Source organism: Bradyrhizobium sp. MI1.7 (assembly GCF_055811795.1).
The window spans coordinates 13,703-39,391 of sequence record NZ_JBVVPO010000022.1 but is presented as its reverse complement, the minus strand read 5'-3'; the positions used below and the strand labels follow the sequence as shown (position 1 = coordinate 39,391).

Here is a 25,689-nt window from a genome sequence, read left to right as displayed (position 1 = left end):
ATCGGAAGATCACGACCCCGCGTCTCGGCGCTGCGGCGAGACGCGGCAGCTCCACCAATCCGCGCGGACTGTTCTGACGAGCATGGAAGAAGTGTCGGCCGATCGTCGAGCCGTCGCCGACAGCCGTCGAAACAGTGACCGGTCCTTCGACGTGGTGGCGATGAAGATGTTCCTGATGCCTGCGAGCGTCAGGATGAATCGCAGACACTGGATCATCGGCTTACCGAAGACAGGCAGGAGCTGCTCGGACGCCATGCTGACGATGGAGGCGAGCAGGGAACTTGTTCCCTGCGCCCTCAATGTCCTCCAAGCTCAGGCGGCAATCTCCCCTTGATAATGGATGGCACGGCGTTTCGGCGTCAGCACTTGTGCGCGATTAGGAATTAAGTGCTTCGAGATCACGACATTGTTTGCTTCGAAATCACGACGTCGATTCGAGCGATCAACTTGAATTGAATCGGCGCCGGTTGGTCGCAACGGCTTCGAACGAGAAAAAAATTCAATCGCGATGCATGCGGCAGCGGTTTGACGAGCAGTATTGTGCTTCTCTCGGTTGAGTCGTCACGAGATCGTCGAATTCGTTCGGCTATGGTGCGCGCGCACGAACAAATCAAAATCAACAAAATCAAGAAGACCGAGATGCTTCAAAAGGCGCGAGCGGCACTTCCTCTCACCAAGCTCAGAGAGCGGGCGTTTGAAGGCGCGTTTTTCAGCGTTGCGCTGATCGCGATGGCGGGCTGGGTGTATTTCATCACGCTGATGCTGGTGCGATTGTTCCTCTGGTTTTTCGGTTGACGCACGAGCCCGATCAGTTCGCATGCAGGGTGCTGCCCAAAAAATCCCTGGCATGACGAGAAAATCAGCGGCGGTGATCATGATCTCGACACAACTCGAGGATGAGACTGCCAGTGTCACTGGAACGAATTGCGAATGATGCTGCTCGCGATCCTTGTCTCGCTCCTCGCTGGCTTTGGCGCAGGCTATGCGACACGCGCGCTGCGGCCTCGCGAGCGCACGGAGCGCCATCCGTTCCACCGTCCCTACAGTCCCACCGCGTTCCGGCAGAACAGTTCATTGGCGAGGGCGCGGCGTGCATTCTAAGGATTTACAACCGGCGTGCGGTTCTCGCCGTTGCGACTCGCATGGCGGCGGAGGGGAGTGAAGCATGACGGGATTTCGGGGAGACGCCATGACGAGCCCGACGTACAACGCGCCACGGCGGTATTTCGTCGACGGGGGAGGTCGCCGCGTCCTGATCGGCCTGACGCCCGAGGAGACGTTCGAGTTCGAGCGGCTCGACAGCGAGCAGGCGCAGGTCGCGCCCGATGCCGGCGAGCAGCGCAGGCTCGAGCTCTATGAGAAGCACGAGGGTGCCTGGAGGGCCTGGATGGCGCAAAGCCGCACCGAGCGACGCGAAGGATTCAGCCTTTATTAACCATCGCGGGCCCATTTTCTGGTCTGGCGCCTCGAACCGGAAAATGCACGCATGTTTCAGCTCTTCCTGCGGGCCCGCACCCATAACTTCCTGAAAGACCGCTTCGGCGGCGAGCAGGTGTTCCGCGCGCGCTCGCCCGAGCGCGACGCAGAAACAGATCGCACCCGCATCGAAGCCATCATGATTGCGATCGATGACGCCCTGCATGCGGCGGAGCGCGAGCAGTCAGGTCTCAACCGCCGGGTCGAGGACGTGCTGGCGCGCGCCGCCGTGACGATCGGGAACGGCGACGACGAATATCTCGAGCGCGAGGCGCTCGACAATCACCACCAGGACCTGTTCGACAAGGAAATCCTGAACGGCCAGCGCCGGCTCAAGGAGCTCGGCGCCTCGATCGCCCATTTCAAGTTCCTGAAGGCGGCGATGCTGAGCCGTTTCCCGGACTACCGGCCTCCGGCGAGCCCCACCAACTGACGCCTGATACGGCGCGCGAGCGAGACCGCTAGATCGCGAGCATGCTGTTGCCCTGAATGGACAGCAGCGTCAGGTTTCCGGTGGCATAGGCCCCGGTATCGATGTTGGCCCGGTTCTCGAGCAGCTCGGCCTGCTTCACCGGCGTATGGCCGTGCACGACGTATTTGCCGAAGCGCCTATTGCTTTGCAGGAACTCGTCCCTGATCCACAACAGGTCCTGCTCGCGCTGCTCGGAGAGCGGAATTCCCGGACGCACCCCTGCATGGACGAAGAAGAAGTCGCCGCATGTGAAGGTCGGCCGCAACTGGCGCAGGAACGCGATGTGCTCCGGCGGCATCACGGATGTGAGCTCGCGAACCAGATCGGGCAACTCGTCCTTGCCAAGGCCGGGCGCGGCCGACACGCCGTACGACATCAGGGTCTGGAGCCCGCCGAACTGAAACCATTCGGCGGCGCGGGCGGGATCTTCCAGCACCGAGGTGAAATAGGCCTCGTGATTGCCCTTGAGAAAGACGGTGTTGCGGCGGCGGCTGCGGTTGATCAGGAGATCGAGGGTATGACGCGAGTCCGGTCCGCGATCGATGTAGTCGCCGAGGAAGACCTCGATCGCGCGAAACGGCCGGCTGTTCGCCATGTCCGCATCGATCACGGCGAACATCTGCTCGAGCAGATGCGCGCAGCCGTGGATATCGCTGATCGCATAGATGCGCACGCCGTTCGGTAGCTTCGGCCGGGGCGAACTTCGGGGCGCAATCATGGACATGGGGTGCAACTCTTTCAAAGAGCTTCGCCCGGGATGTCAATATGCTATCGGAGAATTTGGGTGTCCGAGCAGGTTTTTTTCTACCCCTGCCGGCAAGCCTGCGCCTGCCCGATCATTCACCCGCGCTGCGAATCACCTGTCCACAAGCTTGCGCGAGGCTAGCCGAAGCTGCGGCTGTCGAACGAGGGTGCGGCCTTGCCGCGATAGGCCCGCCGCTCGCGCGCGCACCAGAACCGCGCCGCAGAAATAGCCAAGCTGGAGCACCGACGCGAAGACGAGAATCGTCACAACGATGTGAGCTGAATCATGTCCCTGCCACGCGGAGCCCACACCGAGGATCGTCGCACCGAGAACGATGGCGGGCGGCAGGATGAAGATCCGGAATCGGCCTCCCAGCAACGATCCGATCAGCAGACTGAAAATGGCAACCGTACTCACGACGCAACTCCTCGAATTGGTCACGAGTGTTAATGGCCGCGGCCTAATAACGGCTTAAGCGGCATGGTTGAACAGCCGTTCAAATGCGCGCGACAATGCTGTGCGAAAATGACGCGATTTGGTGTGAAACGCGGCGTGATGCCTGCTTAATTGTCACGCGTGTGACAGTAGTTTGAGCATTGTTTTGCTGCGACGCTGCATTGCATGAAAATCGATTTGATTTTTTCGGTGCACTGCCGCAATGTCGCTTTGTTTAGTTAAGATATACTTCGGCGCACATCGAAAAAATTAGATCGATTTGCTCGCAATTCTGATTGCGAGTGGTGACGAGGCAGCGAGGTTCGGATGGCTGTAGCAACTTACGGTTCGGAAAACTATTATTCGGTTATCTCGAACCGACGCGGTGCCCTCCAAAGACCCCTGCAAGTGGCTTTGATCGCCGGAGACTTCGTCGCCGTACTGCTCAGCTATTTCGTGGCGAGCGGCCTGTATCGCGTGCTCGTGATCGAGCAGGACTCATCCGTCGGAGCAGGCTTGGTCGTCGGCGCGGTGTTCGTGACCATCGCTTACTTCCAGGGCGTCTACGATCACCATCGTCTGCTGAACACGGTCTGGCAGCTGCGCAAGGCCCTGGCGGTCTGGCTGATCTCGCTCACCATTCTCGCCGTCGAGGCGTTCCTGCTCAAATCGTCCGCGGACCTGTCGCGCGGAACCACGCTGCTGTTCGCCGCGACCGGCGGCGTCGCCTTGGGCGGTCTGCGCGTGCTGTGGCGCCTGGCGCTGACCTCGAGCTACGCCAAGGGCCGTCTGGTGGACCGCAAGGTCGTGCTGCTCAGCCTCAAGCCTCTCGATTTCACCTCGACCCGGTTCAAGGATCTGCGCAAGCACGGCTTCAACGTCGTGCGACATTTCGTGCTCGATCCGTCTGAAGAGGGCGCGGGCTGGGATCACGAGATTCGCGACATCACCCGTCAGGCGCGCACGGCGGATGTGGAAGAATATCTCCTGGTCATCGACTGGGACGAGATGCCGCTTCTCCAGAAGCTGAGCCAGCATCTGCGCGTTGTCCCCCAGCCGATCCGCCTTCTGCCAGATTTCCCGATCGCCGATCTGGTCTCGCGTCCGTTCCAGCCCGTCAGCGGCACGGTCGCGATCGAGATCCAGCGCGCGCCGCTCAGCGTGTTCGAGCAGGCGCAGAAGCGCTGCCTCGACATCGGCCTTGCCTCGTTCGCGCTTCTGCTGCTGGCGCCGCTGCTGATCACGGCTGCGATCATGATCAAGCTCGATTCCAAGGGCAAAGTGATCTTCAAGCAGGCCCGGCGCGGCTTCAACGGCAAGCAATTCGATATCTGGAAGTTCCGCTCGATGACGGTGGCGGAGAACGGTCATGTGGTCACGCAGGCGACGAAGAGCGACGCGCGGGTGACCCGTGTCGGCCGTGCGCTGCGGCGGACCAGCATCGACGAACTGCCGCAGCTCTGGAACGTTCTGCGCGGCGAGATGTCGCTGGTCGGGCCGCGCCCGCATGCGCTCGCGCACGACAATTACTACGATCCGATCATCAGCAACTACGTGTACCGGCATCACATGAAGCCGGGCCTGACCGGTTGGGCCCAGGTCAACGGCTTCCGCGGCGAGACGCCGACCATCGATCTGATGGAAAAGCGGGTCGAGTACGACATCTGGTACGTCAGCAATTGGAGCATCTGGCTCGACATCAGGATCATCCTGAAGACCGCGCTGGCGCTGATCCATCAGGAAGCCTACTGAGCTCCTTCTGAATTGCCTCCCGCCTCCGGAACGCGCGGGTTTAGTTGACCGGCGTACCCGATCTTCGCAATCGAGCGGGACCGCGCTAATCCCTTTGATAGGCAGGCCGTTCGTCAGTCGGGTAGCAGGGGTGACGCAGTTGCAGTCCCTTGCCCGTGACGTAACCGCGAAACAGCTCCCGGTCTGTTTCAGGGGCGTCGCAAGTCCGATTGAGAAGATCAGCGCGGGCCCCCACCGCTGCCGCCTGATAAAGCGCGGCCGCGCTCGGGAAGAGGCGTGCCCCAAAGACGTCCGCGAAGTCCTGAACCGCGCCGGCCCGCAGCTCCGGCGACAGCGCGCCGTAGACCCGAAGGGCCAGCGGTGCACGAATGAGCTGGAGCCAGGCTTCATGAGGTGCGAGCTTGTAGGAATGGCCGAGGAAGGCCGCCGTTCGCGGTCCAAAGCCTTCCTGACGGATCGCCGACCAGTAGCTGCCAAGCCAGCCAAGTCCCTCGGACGGAGCACAGAGCAGCAACGCACGGCTGGCCAAAGCAACAGCTTCGGTGTCGGCATCCGCCTGCTTCATGCTGTCACTGCGCGTCGACTCATCGGCGATGGCCAGTTGCAGCAATAGAAGCTCCCGCATGCTCTTGACGCTGCATTGGCGTCGCGCAGCCGGCAGGTTCTCCGCGATGATCTGTCTGAGCCGATCGAGATCGTATCGTTCACCGCGCGAAATCCGGCCAGCGATCTGGGGGATCGCCGGAGACGTCAGATTGGGCGCAACAGATGCTACCCAAGCCAATGCACAGACCGCAATAGTGATGTTTGAACCGAGCAGGACTCGGCGGTAAGCTCGATCCGAACGCTGGCGCGTTACTGGCGCGCTAGGCTCCTTCGACATAGTAGCTGCCGTAGTGCGAGCCCTTATAGGCCTCGATCCGCTTCAGCATCTTCGGATTGGCTCGATTGAGCACGGCACCCAGAACCTTCTTCTGGATGCCTTCGGAGCTTGCCATGGATTCCTGGAGCGCGTTGCGGCTGGTGCGGCCCCACTCGATCACATAGACCATCGCGTCGACGAGGTGGCTAACGGCCTTGGCATCCGACACCGGCATCACCGGCGCCAGGTCGATGATGATGTATTCGTATTCTTCGCGCACCACTGCAAGCAGGTCGGCCATCGACTTCGACGCAATGACGTCCGCGGAGTTCACCATTCGCGATGCGACGAAGGACGGCAGGAAGTCCAGCCCGCTCTCCTTGCTGCGCTGGATATGGTATCCGAACGAACGAGGATCCTTCAGGGCCTCGACCAAGCCGGACTTGGCGTGAGGCGCGAGCTCGCGTGTGAGCGACCGGGTGTGGAGGTCACCGTCGATCAGCAGTGTGCGATGGCCGGTCAGCGCGGTCAGATGCCCGAAATTGGCTGAAACCGTCGTCTTGCCTTCCTTGGGCAATGACGACAGGATTCCGATCACCTTGACCTCGCGGGATAGCCGGGCCACGTCGATCGAAACCTTGATGTTCCGCAACGTCTCGGCAAACCGTGAGAACGGGTGGTCGACGACGTAGTTGGATATCACGGCATCCACCGTCGAGCCGTCCGCCCCCTTCACAAGCTGGCCGGTGGCACGAATATCCGGAAGCACGCCAAGGCACTTCACGCCGAGCAGGTCTTCGACGTCGCTCGGAGATCTCAGCACGTCGCTCAGCAATTCCCTGGCGAAGGCGGCGCCGAAGCCGAAGCACAATCCGCCGAACAGGCCGCCGACCAATGCCAGCACGGTCTTCGGCGAGCTCTTCTTGTCGGGCTTGACCGCCGTGCCGATGATGCGCGCTTCGCTGATCGGGAAGCTCTGGTTTTGCGTCGCGTTCTGCAGCTTCTCGAGGAAGCTGTTGTAGAGATTGCGATAGGTGTCGGCCGCGCTCTCGAGGTCGCGCAGCTTGACCTGCGCCTGGCTGGTGCTGCCGGCCTGAGATACGAGATTGTTGAGATTGTCTTCGAGCGATTTTTCGCGGCTCTTCGAGATTTCGTATTCGCTGCGGTATGCGTCAGCGATGCGCCGTACCTCGTCGGCCATCGACTTGCGCAACTCCTCCATGCGGTTAGCCAGATTGATCGCCGCCTGATGCGTCTTGCCGTAGCGGGTCGACCAGTCGGCATACTGGGCCTGAAGATCGAGGTATTGCGCGCGCAAACGCGTGATCACGGTGTTGTTGAGGGCGTCGGTCACGGTCGGCTGGACCAGATCCTTGTCGAGCAGCGCTTCGATCCGGTCCAGGCGAGCCTTGGCCTCGGCGGTCGATGCGCGCGCAGTCACGAGCTGCGAGTTGGCGTCCCCGAGCTGCTGCTCGCTCATCAGGCCGCGGCTGGTGCCGACGATGTTGTTCTGTGCCTTGAACGTCTGCACGGCGCGGTCGCTTGCGGTCGCCTGTTCGCGCAGCTCGGCGCTGCGCTGCTGCAGCCATTCTCCGGCCCGCTTGGTCGACTGGTACTTGGCCTCGAGTGCCCCGACGATGTAGGCGTCCGAGATCGCATTGGCGATGACTGCCGCCTTGTCGGGGTTCATCGAGCGGAACGACACCGACAGCACATAGGTGGTCAGAACGCGTTCGACCTTGAGGTTCCTCTGAATGGTTTCGACCGCATTGCGCTCGATTTTGTCTTTCGATGCCGGACCGTCCGATCCGAGTAGCGATATCAGCTTGCCGATGACCAGTGCGGGCAGCCCGGGCTGCGAGCCATTGTACTCGGGGTCATCCGCGAGTTTCAGACGGCGAACGATGGAAAGGATCAGATCGTCCGATTGGATGATCTCGACCTGACTGTCGACAAAGCCGGTATCGATCAGGGCATTCGACTGGCCGCTGTCCTTGTCGAGGACCTGGGTCTGCCTCGTATCCATGAGAATGCGGGCATTCGCGGTGTACATCGGCGTCGCCGCCAGCAGGTAGGCGACGACGAGCGCCAGTGCGGCTCCCACAATCGAAGCGATCAACGGCCATTGCCGGCGCAGGATGTCGAACACCCGGTCGACGCTGAGAGTCGTGCCGCCGAGCTCGATGGCGTATTTGGCGCGGGGCTGGAATTGGTCGCGAGGTTGAAACATCTGTCGGGCGCTCGCAGGGTTATTCGGGAAGCGGCATGGCGGCGAAAGGGTCGGCGATGTCGGTCTTGAATTCGCCTGACATCAGGCCTGACCCGGATTGGGCAGGCAGGTTGGCTGTCGTCGGCGGAGGCGACGGCGCTGCGTCATCCGGTTCGGAGGAATACCCTGCGAGCACGGCGCTGTCGTGAAGCTTGCCGACGAAATCGCCGATTTTCTGTGCAAACTCCGGCTTGCTTGAGCGGCAGCGAATTTCAGCCCGGTGCAGCGCGGCCCCGATCGAGGCGCGGTCGGCCTGGGTCGCGGCCCGCGTAAGGGCTGGCACCGATTTGAGGACCGATATGTCGCTGACCAGATAGCCCTGTAGCCGGCCCGACAATTTTTCCTTCTCGCTGCGCAACTGAACCAGGAGCGAGCTGGGCTCGGCGACGAAGGCGTCGATGGCGATCTGTGCTGTTCGCTCCGAACGCGTGACGCATTGCGCATCGGAACTGCTGGTCATCGCACACAGAATAGCAGCCGCCATGACGATCGGAACGATCGATCGGCGACTAGCGTCCATGATCGTCTGAGGCAAATTGTCTTCCATTCCACTTACGTTCGTCGACTGCGCTGGAAGTCCTACGAGAAGCCCTCGATGCGCATAAAGTATGTCAAATTTTTGTGCGGTGCAAAATTAGCTGGAAACGATGCATTCTGCCAAGAAATTTTTCGATTTGCCGCAATCCCTTTGGGCAGGCGGTGACACGAGAGTCGCCTCTTAACAGAGCAGCAAAATCCGCGCCACGGCGTAGCACGTGCGGGTGACAGGATTTCGAAAACGTGGTTGCTCCCCGGGCATCCATGCCCGCCAAATGCCGTGGCCAGGCTACACGATACGTCACAAACGCGTTGATCGGCCCCGACGAGGATCGGGACCGATCAGAAAGGCTTGTTGCAGCGTTGTGTCTTAGGACGGGGTCCGCACCGAGGCGGGGCGGCTGGCGCGCAGATGTGCACCGTGCTCACCGATGGCCACCCAGAAGCGAGGATTGCTTCCGGATTGCATCGAAATCCACTGATAGCCGGCCGTGCTCCAGGGGCGGACCGATGAGGAGAGGTTGTCGAGCACCACGTCGCCATCGCTCATCCGCGCAACGAGAACCAGATGGCCCTGTCCGCCTTCGGTGAGGACAACCGCAAGTCGCAGCGCCGATCTCGGCCAGCCCATTGCGATCAGGCGGTGGCGCTTGGTCACGGCGTAGTCATTGCAGTCGCCGGCGTCGGGCGACACCGTCCAATGCGCAAGCATCGGGCTGGTCGGCTTTTTCATCGGCGTGATGGCATCGTTCACCGCGCGATTGACTTCGCGAAGCATGTCCCGCGCGCGTTCGCCCGAAGGCAGCGTCTGCTGGTCCGCGGTCGCATCCTGCTCGCACTCCGCCCCGTAATTCATGCAGAATTTCACAAACTGCAGCGGTGCGAGGGCGTTGTCATACTCGCTGATGAAGGAGCCAGCCACGGCCGTTGAGGGCGTCTCGACGATTGTGTCGGCTTTGGCAGCAGCGCCAGCGCAAGCGAGCCCAGCCGCCAGGAAAGATCTGAAAATCCAGCTCATAGTCATCCCCGTTATTCGCCATTCTTCTTGGCGCTAGGGATACAACGAACCAATTAGGTTCGGGTTTTGCAGACAATTACAATTTTAGCTGATTCCGGTGGCTGGTTCCCGGAACATTCGTTTGGTTAAAATTTCTCCGCCCGGAATTGCTAGCGGGACGGGCTGACTGAAGTCAGCGTCGTCGTCGTGGCGGCAGCGGTGAACAAAGTCTGCGTCTGCGTCTGCGACGCTGCGCTGGGTCCACTTGTGTTGAGCGTCGTCGGCACAGTGTTCGACGCTGCACCGCCACGCTCTGGGGCGGCTGAATTGGTTCCCCCGCCGCCGGTCGTCGTCTCGCCGGTGGGATCAGCGCCGTTGGTCGCTTCCGTCTTGATGTCGCCGGTGATGCCGGTGAAAGATTCAATCAGCGGCGGATTCTCGGTCTTCAGGACCGCTTCCTGAATGCGCTGAGCCACGTCCGGTTGCGACAGCACACAGACGGAAGCGGCAGTTCCAAGACCCGCACCGATGGCGCGGCTCTGGTCCTCGTTGCTGGCTCTTGCCAGCGAAACGATACCCTCGACGGTTTCCGGTCGCGATGTCAAAAAGTCGCGAATTTGCGAGGCAAGGCCGCCCTGACCATCTTTGAATTGATCGAGCAAAGCTGCCGGATTCGAGAGAAACGAGTTCGCTTTCTCCGCCGATACCACGTTGGCATTCGGTCCGCAGGGTGAGCTATTTCCGGTGGCCGCGAACGACTGGGAAACTGTGCCGAGCAGCGCAGTCGCGCCGAGGATGACAGGCAAAATTTTTCGAAACTGCATAATGACCACCAGAATTTCTTGCCTCTTATAGTTCAATTTATTCAAACTTGCCACGTTCTTTCCGTAGTTCGGACGGAATCGACTGGGCAAGTCCGCAACCGGCAATGGCAGCAAAAAAGATCCCGAAGCCAGGTATTTGCAACGAAAAGTCGATGCAGCTATGGACCAGCCCGAGCGCCGCTACGCTGACGCCGACAATGGGTATGTAGCGGTCGCGTTTTCGCCGCAAGCTGCTTCTTAACAAAAGGTAAACATACCAGAGGCAGCATAACACGACGAGGCTTGCCGCTGGCAGACCAAGCTCTGCTGCGAGCTCAAGCGGAGTCGAGTGGGCGCGATCCCACACTCCGAGGCTGCCGAGCTCCGTCGTCCGGTAGGCCGGGAACGTCGTCTCGAAATTGCCCCAGCCGACACCGAGCAGCGGATAGTCACGGACGATGGCAACGCTTCTTTGATAGGCACCAAGCCGCTGCTCATCGATCAGGCCGTAGGTGCCAATTCGTCCGGCAACGGCGCCACCGACAAGCTGGAGGATCAGCAGCGCTGCGACGGCTGCGCCCCCGGCAAGCGCCCATCTCCGCAGATTGCCGAGCGGCAACGGCGCAAGATAGAGCACGCCGGCGAGCAGAAATGCACAGATCGACAGCAGCAGTCCTGCGCGAGAACCGGTCATCGCAGTTGCCGTCAGGCAGATCGCAAAGCCGATGCCGAGCGCGGCTGGTGAAGATGAATAGAATGTGACGCGGTCCGACAAACGGGGCGATGCCGGCGCATCTGGACGGTCGCGGCGATGCGCGAAACGCACCAACGGGACCAGAAACAAGATTGCGCTGCTGCCCCAGAAAATTGCAGCCGTGTTTCGGTTGACGAAGGTGCCGGTCGCGTAGCCGAGATAGGCTTCCTTCCGTCTCGACAGGAGGCCGTTGGGGTCGCCGAATTCGGCAAGGATGCCGTAGACCGCGTAGGCGCAGCCGACCCAGGCAAGGAGCAAGAGGAGCCGGCGGGCGCTGCTCGCGTCAGTTGAAATCACGAATACGCGAATGAGCACCATCGCAAGGAGGAGCGGATAGCCCACCGCCAGCCACGGGCCGTTGACGGTCGTCGAAACGCGGCTGGACGACGGCGAACCAAGCCATTTCGAGGCGGTCTGCCAGACCGGGTTGCCGAGCTCAAACGGCGGATCGCGCCATTCCTGAACGACGACGAACGCCGCAATCATTGCGAGCGCGGCAAATAAAGGCATCAGCAGCCACGCATCCTCGCGGGCCACGCCGTCAAGATTGGCCGTCACCAGACTGGCGGCCATCAGCACGCACCAGATACAGATCCAGATCTGGTCGGTGGATCCGAGCGGCAGGGGCGCCAGCATGACAACCGCCAGAGCCAAGATCCTGGACACGGTGTTCAGCTGGTATTCCCCCGCAAGCGACAATCGATCCCGTTCGCGGACCTCCGTCCGCGGCAATGTGCTGCATTAAGCATCAATCAGCGCCTTCAGGAAGCGCTGATTTCAATGTCTGGGGGGCAGGGGAGCGGCAACCGTCCCCTCGGACGGGTGCTAGATGGTGCTACGCCTTTCGCGCGAAACGGAAGAACACCTGGCTGTTAATCATGTGGGTTGGCAGTGGAATCGGCGAGTAGCCGAAAGATTCCACCTCGAAACCACATTCTGCGAACAAGACGGGGATCACACGAAAATCGAATCCAAGGTGGGAAGAGATCCATCCGGTCTCGCTCGGTGGCCGTGCGATGGCAGCCGTATTGCCGATGAAGGAATCCCAGACAATCTTCCAGGTGGTGCCGCGATGGCGCTGGCCCGCAGCCATGCGAAAGAGGTTCTTCAGCAGGGAAGAGAGTCCGATCTCGATCGGCACCGAGACGAGGATGTGACCGTTCGGAGCCGTCTGCTGCGTGAGGAAAGTGACGATATCCATGAGAGGAGGGCCGACAAAGTGCTCGAGCGTCTCGAGACAATAGACCTTGTCGTAGGGACCGCCGACGATGCTGTCGCGCTCGCGCACAAATTGGACATCCGGAAACCGTTGTTTCACCTCATTTGCCATTGCGTCCAGATGCGGGTCGAAGCCGCAGACGCTGACGGAGGGGCATCGCTCCTTGAGCAAGCCGACAAGATGTCCATCTCCCGTTCCGAAATCGAGGATGCGATCGTTTTCCGCCGGCGGCATGACGCTCAATGCCTTGGTGAATCGCGAATTGTGGCTCCAGCGCTTGATGGAGCTGGTGTTCCCAATCGTCATGGAAGAATAGGCCACTAGGAATTCTCCCAATGTTGCGGCTGATCGATCATGTGGACGTCTACCGTTCGTTGCTGGTCGAGGACAATGGAAATCTCGCTCACGTCAGGATCGACTTCGCATTGCATTGGATTCGCTATTCAGAACTCGTGCCAGCCGGGCATCGATCGACATTCTCGCGTGGCGGAACATGGTGCTGACTGTCGTTCCGTGCGCATCAACGTTAATCGTGACCTTGGCATTCCCGTTCAACAAATCGCGTGTGCCGAAACTCAGATTCTCATTGAAAACTGAGCTCAAAAGTTAGAATATTGCAACGCAACAAATTAAGCAACGGGATAGTGATGGAGTCGACGCACAAGCCTAAACCGCACTATCTCCCATTGGATAGTATTCGAGGAATCGCAGCGCTCTCAGTCGCGATCCATCATGTCATTCTGATGAAGATCTTCCTCGCCGCCTTCTCCAACAAGGCGTGGTTCGACTGCGCCTTCTTCCATAATGCGTGGCTGTTCGTCGATCTGTTCTTCGTGTTGAGCGGAATCGTGATTTCGATGAGCTACACGGATGCGGACTTCGGAAAATTCTCGTTCCGCGATTTCATGGTTCGTCGTCTGGCGCGAATCTATCCGCTTCACATCGTGATGCTGATCGCACTGCTGGTCTTTCGGCTCGCGCGGATCGGCCTGGTGACCCTAGGCCTGCTGACCGTCACGCCCTGGCAATTCGAGGTCAACACCACCTATACGTTCGTCTTGAACGTCTTCCTGCTCCACTCGCTCGGGTTCGTCGATTACCTCAGCTGGAATGGCCCGAGCTGGAGCATCAGCGTCGAGTTCTATACCTACATCGTGTTCGCGCTGCTGTTGTTATTTGCCCAGCGCTTGAATTCGCGGAAGATTCTCTATGCGACCGCAGCGATCATGGTTGTCGGGAACTGGCTCATCATCGTCTTCGTGCTGGAGAAGAAGGCGCTCGGCCTTCAATATGATTTCGGCATGCTGCGTTGTCTGCTGAGCTTCTTCCTCGGCGTCCTCGTTGTTCGAGCTGTCGGTCCCCTCTCGAAGATCAAGGCGCCCGTCATCCAATTCGGTCTCCAGGTCGGCTCGCTGGTCGCGAGCTTCGGCCTGGTCGTACTTGTCAGCGACTATCCTGCTGCGAGCTTCGCAGCTCCGTTCGTGTTCGCCATCCTGCTTGCCAGCCTGATGGCCTTTCCGAAGGCTCCATTGTTGCCGCGTGTCCTCGAGAGCAAGCCGCTTGTCTGGCTCGGCGCCCGCTCGTATTCGATCTACATGGTGCATGCGTTCGTCATCCTTCTCGCGGAGTACGCAGTCCGCGTCGTCGGGCAGCGACCGATCGCGGCGCTCGATGCGATCAGCCCGGGGTTGGCGTCGACGCTGACCTATGGCGTGATCATAGCCGCTGTCATCGTGCTCTCGGATTTCACCTATCGGCTGGTCGAGATTCCAGGCGGGAAATTCGTCCGTCGATTGTTGCAACGTGAGCCGTCGTTTTCGACGGCTCAGTCCGTTCAAACTTCGCGCCGCTTGAGCTAGGAGGGCGCGAGGTGACGCCACAACAGGACAATGCCGCCGTTCCGCTCGCGTTTCGCATCGAGGTGATCGCGCTCGCGCTCTACTTCATCCGGGACGCTTTCGGCGGAGCGATGCGGTACTATACGAGCATCTTTCACGTTGAGGTGCTCTGGTTCACGCCCGATATCGTCGCGGTGTTTTGCGTCGGTCTCTTCATTCAGCGGTGCATCATCCAGAACCGCAGCGTCGTGGCCGTCCTCGTCCTGCTGCAAATCGTCCTGTCATTGATCATCGGCTACTTCTTTCTGGGCTCGTTCAATGCCATGCTGTCGGCGTTCAAGATGATGATCCCGGTATTCGCGGGCTTCTGCTTCTGTGACAGCGACATTGGTTCCAACAGGAGATTGCTTCAGGTCATCGCGTCGACCTTCTACATCTCGCTGGTCGGCGTGCTTCTCGCCTCGCACTGGACGTTCCCCTGGGTGGGCTTCAAGTACGAATCCTTCGGTGCGACGCGCGAAGCCGGACGGCTCTGGTGGGCTTTTGCGGAACAGCGGATTTCGGGCTTCGCCGCCGACAACACGATGGCCGCCTTCTTCATCCTCATCACCTTCGTCATGACCTCGATTCGCAAGAGCGTGCTCTGGGTCCTGCTGTTCGGCATCACTTCGCTCTATGCGATACGCCTCACCACGAGCAAGACGACGATGGTCGTTCTCGGCATCTACATCCTTTGTCTTCTCGTCGTGCGCGCGCTGCCCGAGCAGAGCAAGTTGCCGACGCTTCGTAGGCTCACGCTGAGTTCCTTCGCGGCGATTCTGATCCCGCCCACGCTCATTCTGCTGCTGACTGGCGTCGAGCTCGCGCCGGGCCATAACGGGTTCTTCTTCAGCATGCAGGATCGCATCAACAACAGCTGGCAGCTGCCGTTCGTCTATCTCGGTCAGCTGATGCCGATCGGGATCTTCACCGGATGCGGAATCGGGTGCTTCAACTACCCGCAGCAATTGTTCTCGAACCTGCAGGCCTATTGGGTGCCGGTCGATAATTTCTACATCGGCACCTACATCATGTTCGGCTTCCCGTTCGTCATCTTCATGTGGATGGTTTTCCGCGCCGCGGGTGGCATCACGGACGTCTACAAGCTGTCGATGATCTTCGTGATGAACATCTTCACGATCACGGTGCTCAGCTATGGACCTGCAACCGGCCTTCTGGTCATCGCGGTGGGTTTCAGCGAGGTGTTCTCGAAGCGAATGACTGGCGTGCTTCAGGGGGCTCGGAGAAGTGACGGGCCGGCGCTTCACGGAACTGCGGTTGGGGCCATGCGGCCTGTCAGTTGATGTGCGTGGCTTGGCCGACCCGATATCGGCGAGCTCGATCGGCAGGTGTGGGCGCTAACCGGCGGCGAAGGAATGTAGATGCAAAACCGACTTGCCTTTGTCGACACCTTGCGCGGAATTGCCGTTCTCAGCGTGATCGTTCAGCACGTGCTGGAGAAAATCGTGCTCACGGGGCTGACTGGGTCATACGAAGGGTTTCTGCACGGCCTGCTTGGATATTATTTCAATCTCGGCCGCTTCGGCGTCGTGCTGTTCTTCTTTGTCAGCGGCTTCGTCGTGCCCTTCAGCTTTCCCAACAGCTCGATGCCGGTTCGGGACTTCGCTGTCAGCCGCTTCTTCCGGCTCTATCCGATGTACTGGCTGTCGATCATTCTGGCTGTCGCGATCCTGCCGGTCACCGAAGCCAAGGAGTTTCCAGCCTGGCAGCTCGGCGTGAACCTGACGATGTTCCAGAATCTCCTCGGGGTGCCGAACATGGTGGTCGCGCATTGGACTCTGGCGATCGAGCTGATCTTCTACATCGGCTGTGTTGTTCTTTTCGCCCTGGGCCTGCTCCAGCGCAGCGCCGCCGTCTTTGCCATCGTCGTCGTGATTTCCCTGGCGGGCATTGTTCTGCCGGTCATGTTCGAGCAACGCATCGTGTCGCGCCTGCTCGAGGTCGTCCTCAACATCGACGCGATGCTGATCGGCAAGGTGATCCGCGACACGGTGATGGCGAGGCGATTGCAGTGGTGGCACGTCGCGATTTGTCTCGGCCTGTATTGCGGATTCGCAGTCCAGATTTTCCAGCGCCTTTACGGTGAGGTCTATCAGGACTTCTTCTACAGCTACTCGATCGCTTCGGCCTATATCGCCGCGGGGCTGGTGTTCGTCATTTTCGCCGCCTTTGGCGATCGTCTAGCCTCGGCAAGCCTGAGCTTCATCGGCCGGATCAGCTATTCGATGTACCTGATGCAGGTCTATGTGCTGACGATCGTGCTGCATTATTTCGGAGCCGGCGAGACCCTCCCGCAGTGGCTGCTTTTTGCCGTCGGGGTGTTGGCTTCGACCGGGTTGCTCAGTTGGGGCACCTACGCGCTGGTCGAGAAGCCGGCCATCGCGTTTGGCCGGAAGTTCCGGTCACGGCGAGCCGACGAGGCCGGAGCGTTGCCGGCCGCGCAGCGGAGCGTGGCATGAGTGCGTTGGCCAAATCGAGCGAGACGGGCGCGAGCGGTGGCGGCTTTATTCCTTCGATCCAAGGGCTGCGCGGCGTCGCGGCGTTGAGCGTTCTGCTCGTGCACATGTACGTCATGCCGCTATTGGCGGGATTTCTACCCTCTCTGCCGCCGTGGTTTCATGCGATCGCCAATACGGGCGGCCATGGCGTCGAGCTGTTCTTCATGATCAGCGGATATCTGATCCCGGCCAGCCTCGTGCGCCACGGCGATGTGTCTGCCTTCTTCTATGATCGTTGCATGCGCATTCTGCCGGTCTTCGTGGTGCTGCATGTCGCGTTGTTCACGATCGGGCCGATCGTCGGATACAAGTTCTTCAAGGGTATCGACGTCGTCACCTATATCGAGGTGTTCGTCGCCAATCTGTTGTTCCTGCCTGATGCGCTCGGCCTGCCGTTGGGGCAGCAGAATGCCTGGACGTTGAGCTATGAATGGGCCTTCTACATCTGGTTCGCGGCGATCTTCGCGTCGCGCCGCGGTGGCAATTGGTTGATAACCTGGGTGCTGATCGGCGTTGCCGTCGCGGCGGTCGCCTACCGCCCGAACGCGGCGTTCTTCGGGATCGGCATGATTCTCAGCCGCGTGAACTTCCGGCTCGCGATCGCGGGGTGGCGGGGCCTGCTCGCCGCGGCCGCCTGCGTGATCGTAATGTATGGCTCCCTCGAATATCTGCACGCGCTGCCGGCGCTGCTCCCCGGCCTGCTGCTGTTCGCCATGGTTCTCAGTCCGGGTTCCGGCGTTGCAACGCTGCTGGACTCGCCGTCACTGCAATATGCCGGGAAGATCAGCTACAGCCTTTATCTGGTCCATCCCTTCGCGCTGTATCCGCTTCAGGCGCTCGGTGCCAAATTCGTTGCGGCCGGCGTCAATCCGTGGCTGCTATGGGGCGGCTTCGTCGCGATTGGCCTGCCGACCGCCTTCGTCGCGTCGACCTTAAGCTACAGATTCATCGAGGTGGGGCTGCGTCGCAGGCTCGACCGGATGCTGAGGGGAACGCCAACCCTTCGCGCCGAAGAGCTGCAGCAACGTGCCTGACCGTATCCCTTTCCGGTTGCCTGCGAACGCAGCGTCGCCAAATCCTGCTTCACGCTTCCAGCGGGCAAGCAAAGAGTTCGAGGTTGTCCAAACATGATGATCCGCAGTGTGTCGTTCATGTCGGTGGTGAACATCAGCCGGGCCGCGACCCAGGTTGCGATCAATATCATTTCGGCGCGGTTCATCACGCCGCACGACTATGGGCTGGTCGCGTTCTCGATGTCGTTCATTCTGTTCATTGCGCTATTGACTGACCTCGGGCTCTCCAGCGCAATCGTGCGCCATCCGGATCTCGACGGGAGGCAGGTCGGCGCGGCGGCAACGCTGATCACGCTGTTCGGGACGCTGCTGGCCATTTTGATCTGTGTCAGCGGGCCGACGTTGTCGAGCGTGTCCAATCTCGAAGGGCTGACGTCGGTGTTGGCCGGACTTGCGCTCTCGATCGTCTTTGCCGTCGCGGCGGTAGCGCCCCGCGCCCTGCTCGAGCGCCACCTCGATTATCAGAGGATTGCCACGATCGAGGGCTTGGCGGTGGCAATAGGGTTCATCTGCTATCTGATTGCGCTCCTGTGCGGTGTCGGCGTGATGGCGCTGGTGCTCTATCAGATCGCCATGCATCTGGTGCGGGCCATCGCCTTCACTGTGACCGTCCGAAAGCAGATGACGCTCAATTTCGGATGGTCCCGATTGAAGCCGCTGATGGCCTTTGGCGGCTGGGTGCTGCTGACCAACGCGCTCAACTTTCTCGCGCGCACCTCCGGCCCCATCGTGATCGGCATCTATCTGGGGGCGGCAAGCGTCGGTCTCTACGGTTTCGCGAACCAGTTCATGATCATGCCGCTGGTCGTCCTGGCGTGGCCGGCGAGCGGCGTGCTGATGTCGGCGCTGGGTCCGCAGGCCGGCCTGGTGCAGGAAAGCAAATCATCGCTGACCATGGCGACCATGGCCATGACCGCGCTGCTTACTTTTCCCGGAATGTTCTACTTCGTCATCGGTACCGGATATCTGGTGGATCATCTGCTGGATCCCAAGTGGCACGAGGCGATCTGGCTGATGAAGGTGCTCGCGCCGATCGGGGCGGTGCAGTCGATTGCCGCCTACAGCGGCTCAGTCATTCTCGCGCGCGGCGAGGGCAGCCTGAACTTTAACCTGAGCGTCATCAACAGCGTCGTGTCCTTCGCTGTGTTCATCCTGATGCTGCCCTATGGCCTGCATGTGTTTGCGGTTGGCTACGCGGTGACAGGCCTGGCGCTGGCCGCATTGTCGCTCGGGGTCGTCTTCTACAAGATCAGGGCGTCGGGCATGTCGCTGGTCAATGCGTTCCTGCCGCCGACGGCCGCAAGCTGCCTCGGTGTTGCAGCGGTCTGGATGTTGTTCGGCCCGGACCCCGACACGTTCGTGACCTGGCTGGAGGCGAGTGCAACCTACTTCGCCGTTGTCCTGGTCGTGTATCTCGGCTGGCGGAAGGCGATCGTCGCCCATCTGACCGCGATGCGATCGCTCGTTTCCTCGCGGCGTCAGGGGGCTCCGATAGCGCAGCCGGCCTGATCGGGGACTGCGCAGGGACCGGCAGGATCAAGATCCTGTAGGACGCCGGGCGAACTTTTCGTAAGTCGCCGCCAGCCGTCGCGCAATGGTGTCGTAGGAGCGGTTCTCGAGCACGTAGGTGCGTCCCCGCGATGCCATGGTCTGACGGAGCGCCGGATCGGACAACAGCTTGCCGACCGCCTCCGCATAGCGCGCGGTGTCGAGGTCAGTGCAGAATCCCGCTCCGCTCTCGTCAATGACCTTGCGCTGGTCCGGATGGTCGTTCGCGACCACCGGCTTGCCCATCGCGAGATATTCGACGAGCTTCGTGGGCGTCGTCGAATCCAGCAATGGATCGGGCGGCATCAGGGCGAGGCAGACGTCGGCTGCAGCGAGATGGGCTTGTGCGGCTTCCTGCGGGAGCCAACCGGTTATCACCACGCGGCCGGTCGCCCCGGTTTCGTCCACGCGCCGCCGTAGCCATGCTTGATCGGGCCCGTCGGGAGCGTCGCCGATGATCAGCAGGGTCACCAGCGGATCGGTTGCAGCAACGGCAGCGACGACTTCGAACAGAAAATCGATCCGGCGCATGCGCTCGCACGTGCCGAGATAGGCGATCACATGGCGGCCAGACAGGCGTGGATCGGGTTGAGCTGGTGTATCCACGCGAAACCGCTCGGGATCGATCCCCATGGGCACAGGCGTCATGCGCGATGGATCGATCCCCTGTGCCGCGAGATCGGCTTTCATTTTGTCGCTCTGGACAAACACGTGAGAGGCCCACGGCAGGACGAACCTGTTCAGCACCTCACGGCCCGCATAACCCGCCGTCGCCAGGATGAGCCATTTCAGGAATCCCTGCGAGCGCCCGCGTTCACGGGCGACCCTGATGGCGGCATCGGCCATCGGGAACGACATCCAGTAGTAGAAGGGGATCCCGAGCCAACGCGCTCTCAGAATGCCGACCACCGAGGCGAAGACCTTGTTGCGGATCTGGATCGCCGAATATCTGTTGCGCTTTGCCCCCCACAACGCGCCGATGTCGTGAAAGAAACCACGTAGCGGAAGCCGCAGCCGCGATCGGCGGCGATGGGTCAGGAATACGTCGCCGGCCTCCCACGTTCCGCCATCGCCGTCCGCTTCCGCGACGAGATCGGTCAGAACACCATGTCGCGGCAGATAGGTGCCGAACAGGGACGAAACGTCGGCGCGGAAGGTCGGAAATCCGGTGTCGACGATGAACAGGAGCCTCGTGGCGGAACGAGCCGTGCGGCGATCCGAAGGTTGCGCCGCGTCCTTAATCGTCTCGATCCTCTCTGCGCCAGAATAGCTATCTTGGTCCATCGCGGGCATCTCGGCATCATGTCCTGTTCGCGCCGGCGGCCAATCGACGGCGTGGGTGCGATATCATCTGCTGAATGTGCCCACCCCGCATGTCAACCGCAAAAATGGGCGGCACTGTGCTGCCGCAGTTCATCGAAGTGTTACGTGCATGTAGCGCAAACATCGTCATTCCATGCTGGTTCGACGTCAGGCCTTGTCGTGATGCAGGAAATCGCCGAACCACACGATGGCTGATGTCACCACCGCTGCCACGATGATCTTACCGAAGAGCAACGCCAGCGGCTCGGAAGGCAACGCGGCCAATCCCCCGACGATGGCCGAACTGATTGCGGTGAATAGAACCAGGCCCGGGCGCGGATAGGCGCCAAATCGGAGCGTCGGGCCGCAAGCCGCCAGGATGACCAGTGCGGTTGCGAGGGCGGCGCCGGCAAGCGCGGTTGTCGGCGCGGAGCCTGCGAAACTGCTGATCAGGACAAAGACGGAGATGAGGACCAGTTGCCCGGCCGCAATCAGAATGAGACGCAGGGCGGCCTTCTGCAGGTGCGGGACGAGCGCCAATGTGGCTTGAAGGTGAGTGTGCAGGAAATAGAAGGCCGCCACACTTGGCGTCGCAGCGAGGAAGCTTGCAATCAGGGCAGGGGGAACGAAGAACCTCGCGGCGTCCGGAATGAATGCGATCAATCCGCCCAGCATCAGCGCCGTGGAGCAGAACGCGAGTTCGAACAGCTCGGCTGCGGCTTGCTGCGCTTCTTTCCTGGTCCCTGTGTCGTAGCGCAACACCACGTCGGGATAGCTGATGGTATGAATGGCGGACAGCAGCACCGAGAACGGCCTCTGCAGAAGGTCGATCGCCATGGAGAAGCCGGCGCTTGCGCTCGAGGTGATGCCGAAACGGCCGACAATCATGAAGCGAATGAGGATCGGGGCGGACAGGTGCACCACCGACGCGCCGGATGCCAGCATCCCGTAGCGAGCGAAGGTCGAAAGATCCGCCTTCCTGGCGAGCCGGGGAGACCAGTTAAGCAAGGTGCGGTCGATCAGCGAGCCGAGAACAAGGCCAAGGACGTGGCCAGCCAAGATACCGACCAGCGCGGCTTCCGCCGTTCCATAGAGCTTCGCGCTGACGGTCGCCCCCACGAGAAGAAATGTGGCGCGGCAAATCATCAGGATCGAAGACGAGGACAATCTCCCGGAGACCCGGATCATCATGTAGTGCAGGTCGACCGTCCCCTGCACGATCGTTGCGGCGAGCCCTATTCCGATCAGGGACGTCGGAAGCCGACCGGACAGCGCGGCAAGCCCTGCGACCGCGATCAGAGCGGCGATGCTGAGTGCGAGCGCACTGAACAGGGATGATTGCAGTCGCGGTGTCTCGTCTCCCTGGCTCGATGCGAGGAAACGCTGACCCGCCAGTTGCAGCCATTCAAAAGCCACCACCGTGGCGAACTGGCTCACGGCAACCGTCAGGGAATAGGTCGTATACGACGCCGGCTCCAGCAGATGGCTGAGAGCCAGAATGAGAAGGATCGCGACCAGGCTTTGGTAGAAATAGCTGCCAAGAGCAAGAAGTCGAAGCATGCGGACTTACTTCCTGCTCGTCGTCACAAGGGGTCGAAATCCGGAATCTCGCACGCGCCTGGTGGCGGCGCGCCGCCGACACTCAAGCTCTTTTTGTAAGGCTCTGTGCCTTCGCGAAAATGACATTCCGGAATCGAGCTAGAGGGCTTAGCCAGTCCATCAGAGGATCCAACTTCGAGACGTGGTGACGGAGGCCGAGGAACGGCTTTTCGACGCAAGTCCACGAGAACAGCGCGAACAGCAGGCAGAGCGGCACCGCGAACAGCAAATTGGTCCACCATTCCCGGACGCCGACGTAAACCACCAGCTGTTGAATGGTGAAGCTATACAGAAACACGCCGTAACTGAGGTCTCCGATCTTCACGATGAGCGTTTTTGGCGGATTGGTCAGTCCCAAATAGACCGTCAGGTAGGCCATAAATGGAAGCGAGAGATAATCCATTGCCGATGATTGCGGCCATAGCAGAGCCAGCGAAACAAGCGTGCTGGCAAGGAAAATCCACTTGCTCCAGATCAGCTTGTCCCTGAACTGGTAAATGATGACACCGTAGAAAAATGTCATCGTGAGCTGGTTCCCGGACAGGACCGAATGCACCCGAATGAGAGTCGGCGGGGAAATGATGTTCTTGATGACGAACGCAGCTTGCAGGAACGCGACGATGAAAAGGAGCAGCGCCCGATTCCTGACGATGCCGACCACGGCGGCGGCGGTCAGTGCGACGTAGCATTCGAGCTCAAAGGGGACCGTCCACAATTGGCCGTTGACGATCAACGGGAGGGGATTGGTCTCGAATGCTCCGGGAAGCTTGAACTGCACATGGCCAATGATGTTGAAAAAATAGCGAAAGAAAAGCGAATCCGAGAAATAGTCCCGGAGCGCGTAGCTGGTGACGGCAGGTCCGACCAGCAAAGCCGAAAGCAGCACCTCCGCCGAGAGGGCCGGAAAGATACGCAGGATACGCAAGGACAGGAAGTGTACGATATTCTTCGATCGCTCGAGGCTTCCCGCTACCAGGAATCCGCTCAGAGCAAAAAAGCACGGCAGGATGAGCGCGATGAAGGAATGCAGCGGCCCCGTGACAAGGCGGTCCTGGGCGGCCTGTCCGTACGAGGTGATCGCGCTGTGGTAGCCGACCACACCAAATGCAAGAGAAATGCGAAGGTAGTCGAAGCCGGTAGAATGTCCCCCAACATTCTTGATACGTTCGGAAATCGTGACGCTCTGCATCAGCCAGTCTCAACCTATTTCAATCTGGTGCAGTGCTTATCCTAACATGATGACCTTTGAAAGGACTGCCAAATTATTGATCGCGCTGGTGCGGTCAAAATAAGCAATCGGTTATTTGTCAAGCCGGGAATTTGCAGTCCTCAATCCTGCATATCGACCCGCTCCGTTCCCACGCGCCGCAGGCGGCGCGTGGGGTGCTCAATCGATCACACGAACAGGAAATTGCCGTGGTCGAGATTCTGGGCGTTGATGCCCTGAAGGACGATCGAGTCGGTCGCCGAGATCTGGACCACGGCGTTGGAGCCGCTCTGCGTCACCTGCAGATGGGCGTAGTCCGCGACCAGGGCTTTCGAGATCTCGATGACGTCGTGACTGGCCGCCGTTCCTGCGTGGAAGCCGATGACAGTGTCATTGCCATGATCGTAGACGACCGTGGTCGATCCGGGCGCTATCTGGAACTGGTCGTTGTTCGCAGATCCCTGGAGCGTCTGGCCTGCCGTCACGGCCGTGACCTTGTGAGTCCCGTCGGCATTCTGCATGTCGATCTTGACCAGTGTGCCGCTGGCGTCGCGACTGTCGTGTTCGATGGCGCCGGGCTTGCCGGACACGGAGAAGATGAACACGTCGGAGCTGCCGTCGGCGTATTTGATCGTCTCCTGCGTCTTCGTGCCGGCGCTGTCGTAATTGTCCGTCACCTTGCTACCGTCGCTGTTTAGGACCTGCTTGAAGTCGAACGAGCCGTCGGCATGGAGACGGGTGTCCGAAAGCACGGTGCCGGCTGCGTCGGTATGCTGATATTCGGTGACGTAGCTCTTCCCCGTAATGTTGAAGAACGAGTTGTCGTGCGTGCCGTCGGCATTGGTGACGTAGCTGGCCGTCTTGACGCCGGACGAGTAGACGGTCGAGGAGGTGGAGCCGTCCGTACTGTAGACGGTGTCGTTGGTGAGGTTGCCGCTGGAGTCGAACAGCTTGGTTTCCTTCCAGCCGTCGGTGTGGACCTCGTAGATCGACGTCGGATTGCCGCCGGAATAGTTGGTGGTCGTCGTGTCGCCGTTGGCGGCTTTCTGGATCGCCTGCGTCGTTGCGCCTGACGTGTTGTAGTTGAGCGTGAGGCTCGATCCGTCGGTGTGGGCCTGTACCTCGTTCAGCTTGTGGCCGGCGCTGTCATAGACGTCGGTGACCTTGGTTCCGTCGCTGCTGACATTCTGCTGATAGTCGAGCGATCCGTCCGCGTGGTAGCGGATGTCCTTGGTCACGACGCCGCTGGCGTTGGCATGCTGGAACTCGGTGACATAGCTCTTGCCGGTGATGTTGTAGGTCGTCGTATCGTGGCTTCCGTCCGCGTTGGTGACGTACAGAGCCGTCTTGACGCCGGCGGTATAGACCAGGTTCGACGAGGATCCGTCGGTTGACGCGATCATGTCACTCGTCAGCCGGCCGGCCGAATCGTACAGCTTTGTCTCTTTCGATCCGTCGGCGTTGATGATGTAGACGGACGCCAGCAACGTTCCGTTGTAGTTGGTCGTCGTCGTGGCGCCGTTGCTGTTCTGCACGATCTCCTGGAGCAGCGCTCCCGACGTATTGTATTTGTCGGTGATGGTTGCCGCAGTCGACCACGTGATTGCCGTCGTCTTGTGGCCGGTCGAGTCGTAGAGGGTCGTCAGCTTGCTGCCGTCGGAATTGACCACCTGGCTGTAGTCCAGCGTGCCGTCCGTGTGATATCGCGTGACGGATGTGACCGCGCCAGCCGCCGTGGTGTGCTGGGTCTCGGTGACGTAGGTCGTGCCCTTGATGTTGTAGGTGGCCGTGTCGTGAGAGCCGTCGGCATTGGTGACGTAGAGCTTTGACTTCACGCCTGACGCATAGACGGTGCTCGACGAGGAGCCGTTGGTGTTGATGACGGTGTCGCTGGTGAGCACGCCTGTGGAGCTGTAGAGCTTCGTCTCCTTCGAGCCGTCGGCATTGAGGATGTAGACGGATGCGAGCAGCGCGCCGTTGTAGTTGGTCGTCGTCACCGCGCCGTTGCTGTTCTGAACGATTTCCTGGAGCAGCGTCCCAGACGTATTGTATTTGTCGGTGACGGTCGCCGTCGCCGACCATTTGATGGCCGTCGTCTTGTGACCGGTCGAGTCGTAGAGGGTCGTCAGCTTGCTGCCGTCGGAATTGACCACCTGGCTGTAGTCGAGCGTGCCGTCCGTGTGATATCGCGTGACGGATGTGACCGCGCCAGCCGCCGTGGTGTGCTGGGTCTCGGTGACGTA

General features: G+C 60.4%; 23 protein-coding genes and 1 pseudogene. 11 read left to right on the top strand and 13 right to left on the bottom strand.

Annotated features, from left to right (window positions below):
- Window positions 1-82 precede the first annotated feature (82 nt).
- From AC0L3X_RS20895 to AC0L3X_RS20880, 4 genes are all read left to right on the top strand, one after another.
- On the top strand, window positions 83-334 hold the full coding sequence (locus AC0L3X_RS20895) for a hypothetical protein (protein ID WP_063985234.1): 252 nt from the start codon (window positions 83-85) through the stop codon (window positions 332-334).
- Window positions 335-588: 254 nt separating this feature from the next.
- Window positions 589-795 (top strand): hypothetical protein, encoded by a 207-nt coding sequence (locus AC0L3X_RS20890; protein WP_283018484.1) that lies wholly within the window; start codon window positions 589-591, stop codon window positions 793-795.
- A 394-nt stretch (window positions 796-1,189) separates the two neighbouring features.
- Complete coding sequence (locus tag AC0L3X_RS20885) at window positions 1,190-1,435, top strand: hypothetical protein (protein WP_063985233.1); 246 nt, start codon at window positions 1,190-1,192, stop codon at window positions 1,433-1,435.
- Between the two features lie 51 nt (window positions 1,436-1,486).
- Entirely contained in the window at window positions 1,487-1,909 is a 423-nt protein-coding gene (locus AC0L3X_RS20880; RefSeq protein ID WP_028159056.1) for a hypothetical protein, read from the top strand.
- Window positions 1,910-1,937: 28 nt separating this feature from the next.
- Here the strand turns inward: AC0L3X_RS20880 and AC0L3X_RS20875 are convergent, their stop codons facing one another.
- Both AC0L3X_RS20875 and AC0L3X_RS20870 read right to left on the bottom strand, forming a co-directional pair.
- Entirely contained in the window at window positions 1,938-2,672 is a 735-nt protein-coding gene (locus tag AC0L3X_RS20875) for a metallophosphoesterase family protein (RefSeq protein WP_063985232.1), read from the bottom strand.
- Between the two features lie 132 nt (window positions 2,673-2,804).
- Complete coding sequence (locus AC0L3X_RS20870) at window positions 2,805-3,110, bottom strand: hypothetical protein (protein WP_245328482.1); 306 nt, start codon at window positions 3,108-3,110, stop codon at window positions 2,805-2,807.
- A gap of 345 nt (window positions 3,111-3,455) precedes the next feature.
- Here AC0L3X_RS20870 and AC0L3X_RS20865 point away from each other — a divergent pair, with 345 nt between their 5' ends.
- On the top strand, window positions 3,456-4,880 hold the full coding sequence (locus tag AC0L3X_RS20865; protein WP_166350045.1) for an undecaprenyl-phosphate glucose phosphotransferase: 1,425 nt from the start codon (window positions 3,456-3,458) through the stop codon (window positions 4,878-4,880).
- Window positions 4,881-4,965: 85 nt separating this feature from the next.
- On the opposite strand, the gene AC0L3X_RS20860 is transcribed toward AC0L3X_RS20865, so the two are convergent.
- From AC0L3X_RS20860 to AC0L3X_RS20830, 7 genes are all read right to left on the bottom strand, one after another.
- A complete protein-coding gene (locus tag AC0L3X_RS20860; protein WP_354131881.1) occupies window positions 4,966-5,763 on the bottom strand; it encodes a hypothetical protein in 798 nt (265 codons plus the stop codon).
- The gene (locus AC0L3X_RS20855; RefSeq protein WP_354131880.1) at window positions 5,747-7,972 is read right to left on the bottom strand and encodes a GNVR domain-containing protein; all 2,226 of its coding nucleotides are present in this window, start codon (window positions 7,970-7,972) and stop codon (window positions 5,747-5,749) included. Before AC0L3X_RS20855 ends, AC0L3X_RS20860 begins: the two co-directional genes overlap by 17 nt.
- 19 nt (window positions 7,973-7,991) lie before the next feature.
- Window positions 7,992-8,558 carry a hypothetical protein gene (locus AC0L3X_RS20850; RefSeq protein WP_354131879.1) on the bottom strand — a complete coding sequence of 189 codons (567 nt, stop codon included), beginning with the start codon at window positions 8,556-8,558 and terminating at the stop codon, window positions 7,992-7,994.
- Between the two features lie 360 nt (window positions 8,559-8,918).
- Window positions 8,919-9,566 (bottom strand): transglutaminase-like cysteine peptidase, encoded by a 648-nt coding sequence (locus AC0L3X_RS20845; protein WP_354131878.1) that lies wholly within the window; start codon window positions 9,564-9,566, stop codon window positions 8,919-8,921.
- 149 nt (window positions 9,567-9,715) lie between these two features.
- Window positions 9,716-10,423, bottom strand: a complete 708-nt coding sequence (locus AC0L3X_RS20840; RefSeq protein WP_354131877.1) for a hypothetical protein — start codon at window positions 10,421-10,423, stop codon at window positions 9,716-9,718.
- A complete protein-coding gene (locus AC0L3X_RS20835) occupies window positions 10,407-11,738 on the bottom strand; it encodes an O-antigen ligase family protein (RefSeq protein WP_354131876.1) in 1,332 nt (443 codons plus the stop codon). The genes AC0L3X_RS20840 and AC0L3X_RS20835 overlap by 17 nt, the downstream gene beginning before the upstream one ends.
- Before the next feature lie 199 nt (window positions 11,739-11,937).
- Entirely contained in the window at window positions 11,938-12,642 is a 705-nt protein-coding gene (locus AC0L3X_RS20830; protein ID WP_354131875.1) for a class I SAM-dependent methyltransferase, read from the bottom strand.
- Window positions 12,643-12,656: 14 nt separating this feature from the next.
- On the opposite strand from AC0L3X_RS20830, the gene AC0L3X_RS20825 reads away from it, so the two are divergent.
- The 6 genes from AC0L3X_RS20825 (at window position 12,657) to AC0L3X_RS20800 (ending at window position 19,299) form a co-directional block, all read left to right on the top strand.
- On the top strand, window positions 12,657-12,824 hold the full coding sequence (locus tag AC0L3X_RS20825; protein WP_167768125.1) for a hypothetical protein: 168 nt from the start codon (window positions 12,657-12,659) through the stop codon (window positions 12,822-12,824).
- 144 nt (window positions 12,825-12,968) lie between these two features.
- Window positions 12,969-14,180, top strand: coding sequence for an acyltransferase family protein (locus AC0L3X_RS20820; protein ID WP_354131874.1), 1,212 nt, complete (start codon window positions 12,969-12,971; stop codon window positions 14,178-14,180).
- Window positions 14,181-14,191: 11 nt separating this feature from the next.
- Window positions 14,192-15,502 carry a hypothetical protein gene (locus AC0L3X_RS20815; RefSeq protein ID WP_135215493.1) on the top strand — a complete coding sequence of 437 codons (1,311 nt, stop codon included), beginning with the start codon at window positions 14,192-14,194 and terminating at the stop codon, window positions 15,500-15,502.
- A 78-nt stretch (window positions 15,503-15,580) separates the two neighbouring features.
- A complete protein-coding gene (locus AC0L3X_RS20810; RefSeq protein ID WP_354131873.1) occupies window positions 15,581-16,678 on the top strand; it encodes an acyltransferase family protein in 1,098 nt (365 codons plus the stop codon).
- Complete coding sequence (locus AC0L3X_RS20805; protein ID WP_354131872.1) at window positions 16,675-17,751, top strand: acyltransferase family protein; 1,077 nt, start codon at window positions 16,675-16,677, stop codon at window positions 17,749-17,751. The genes AC0L3X_RS20810 and AC0L3X_RS20805 overlap by 4 nt, the downstream gene beginning before the upstream one ends.
- Before the next feature lie 93 nt (window positions 17,752-17,844).
- Entirely contained in the window at window positions 17,845-19,299 is a 1,455-nt protein-coding gene (locus AC0L3X_RS20800) for an oligosaccharide flippase family protein (RefSeq protein ID WP_354131871.1), read from the top strand.
- A 27-nt stretch (window positions 19,300-19,326) separates the two neighbouring features.
- On the opposite strand, the gene AC0L3X_RS20795 is transcribed toward AC0L3X_RS20800, so the two are convergent.
- The 4 genes and pseudogenes from AC0L3X_RS20795 to AC0L3X_RS20780 all read right to left on the bottom strand — a co-directional run.
- Window positions 19,327-20,622: a glycosyltransferase family 4 protein gene (locus tag AC0L3X_RS20795; protein WP_354131870.1), complete on the bottom strand. Its 1,296-nt coding sequence runs from the start codon at window positions 20,620-20,622 to the stop codon at window positions 19,327-19,329.
- Window positions 20,623-20,808: 186 nt separating this feature from the next.
- Window positions 20,809-22,200, bottom strand: a complete 1,392-nt coding sequence (locus AC0L3X_RS20790; protein ID WP_354131869.1) for a hypothetical protein — start codon at window positions 22,198-22,200, stop codon at window positions 20,809-20,811.
- Between the two features lie 82 nt (window positions 22,201-22,282).
- Window positions 22,283-23,428, bottom strand: coding sequence for an acyltransferase family protein (locus AC0L3X_RS20785; RefSeq protein WP_135215487.1), 1,146 nt, complete (start codon window positions 23,426-23,428; stop codon window positions 22,283-22,285).
- Window positions 23,429-23,634: 206 nt separating this feature from the next.
- Window positions 23,635-25,689, bottom strand: a pseudogene (locus tag AC0L3X_RS20780) (RHS repeat protein); the annotation flags it as partial.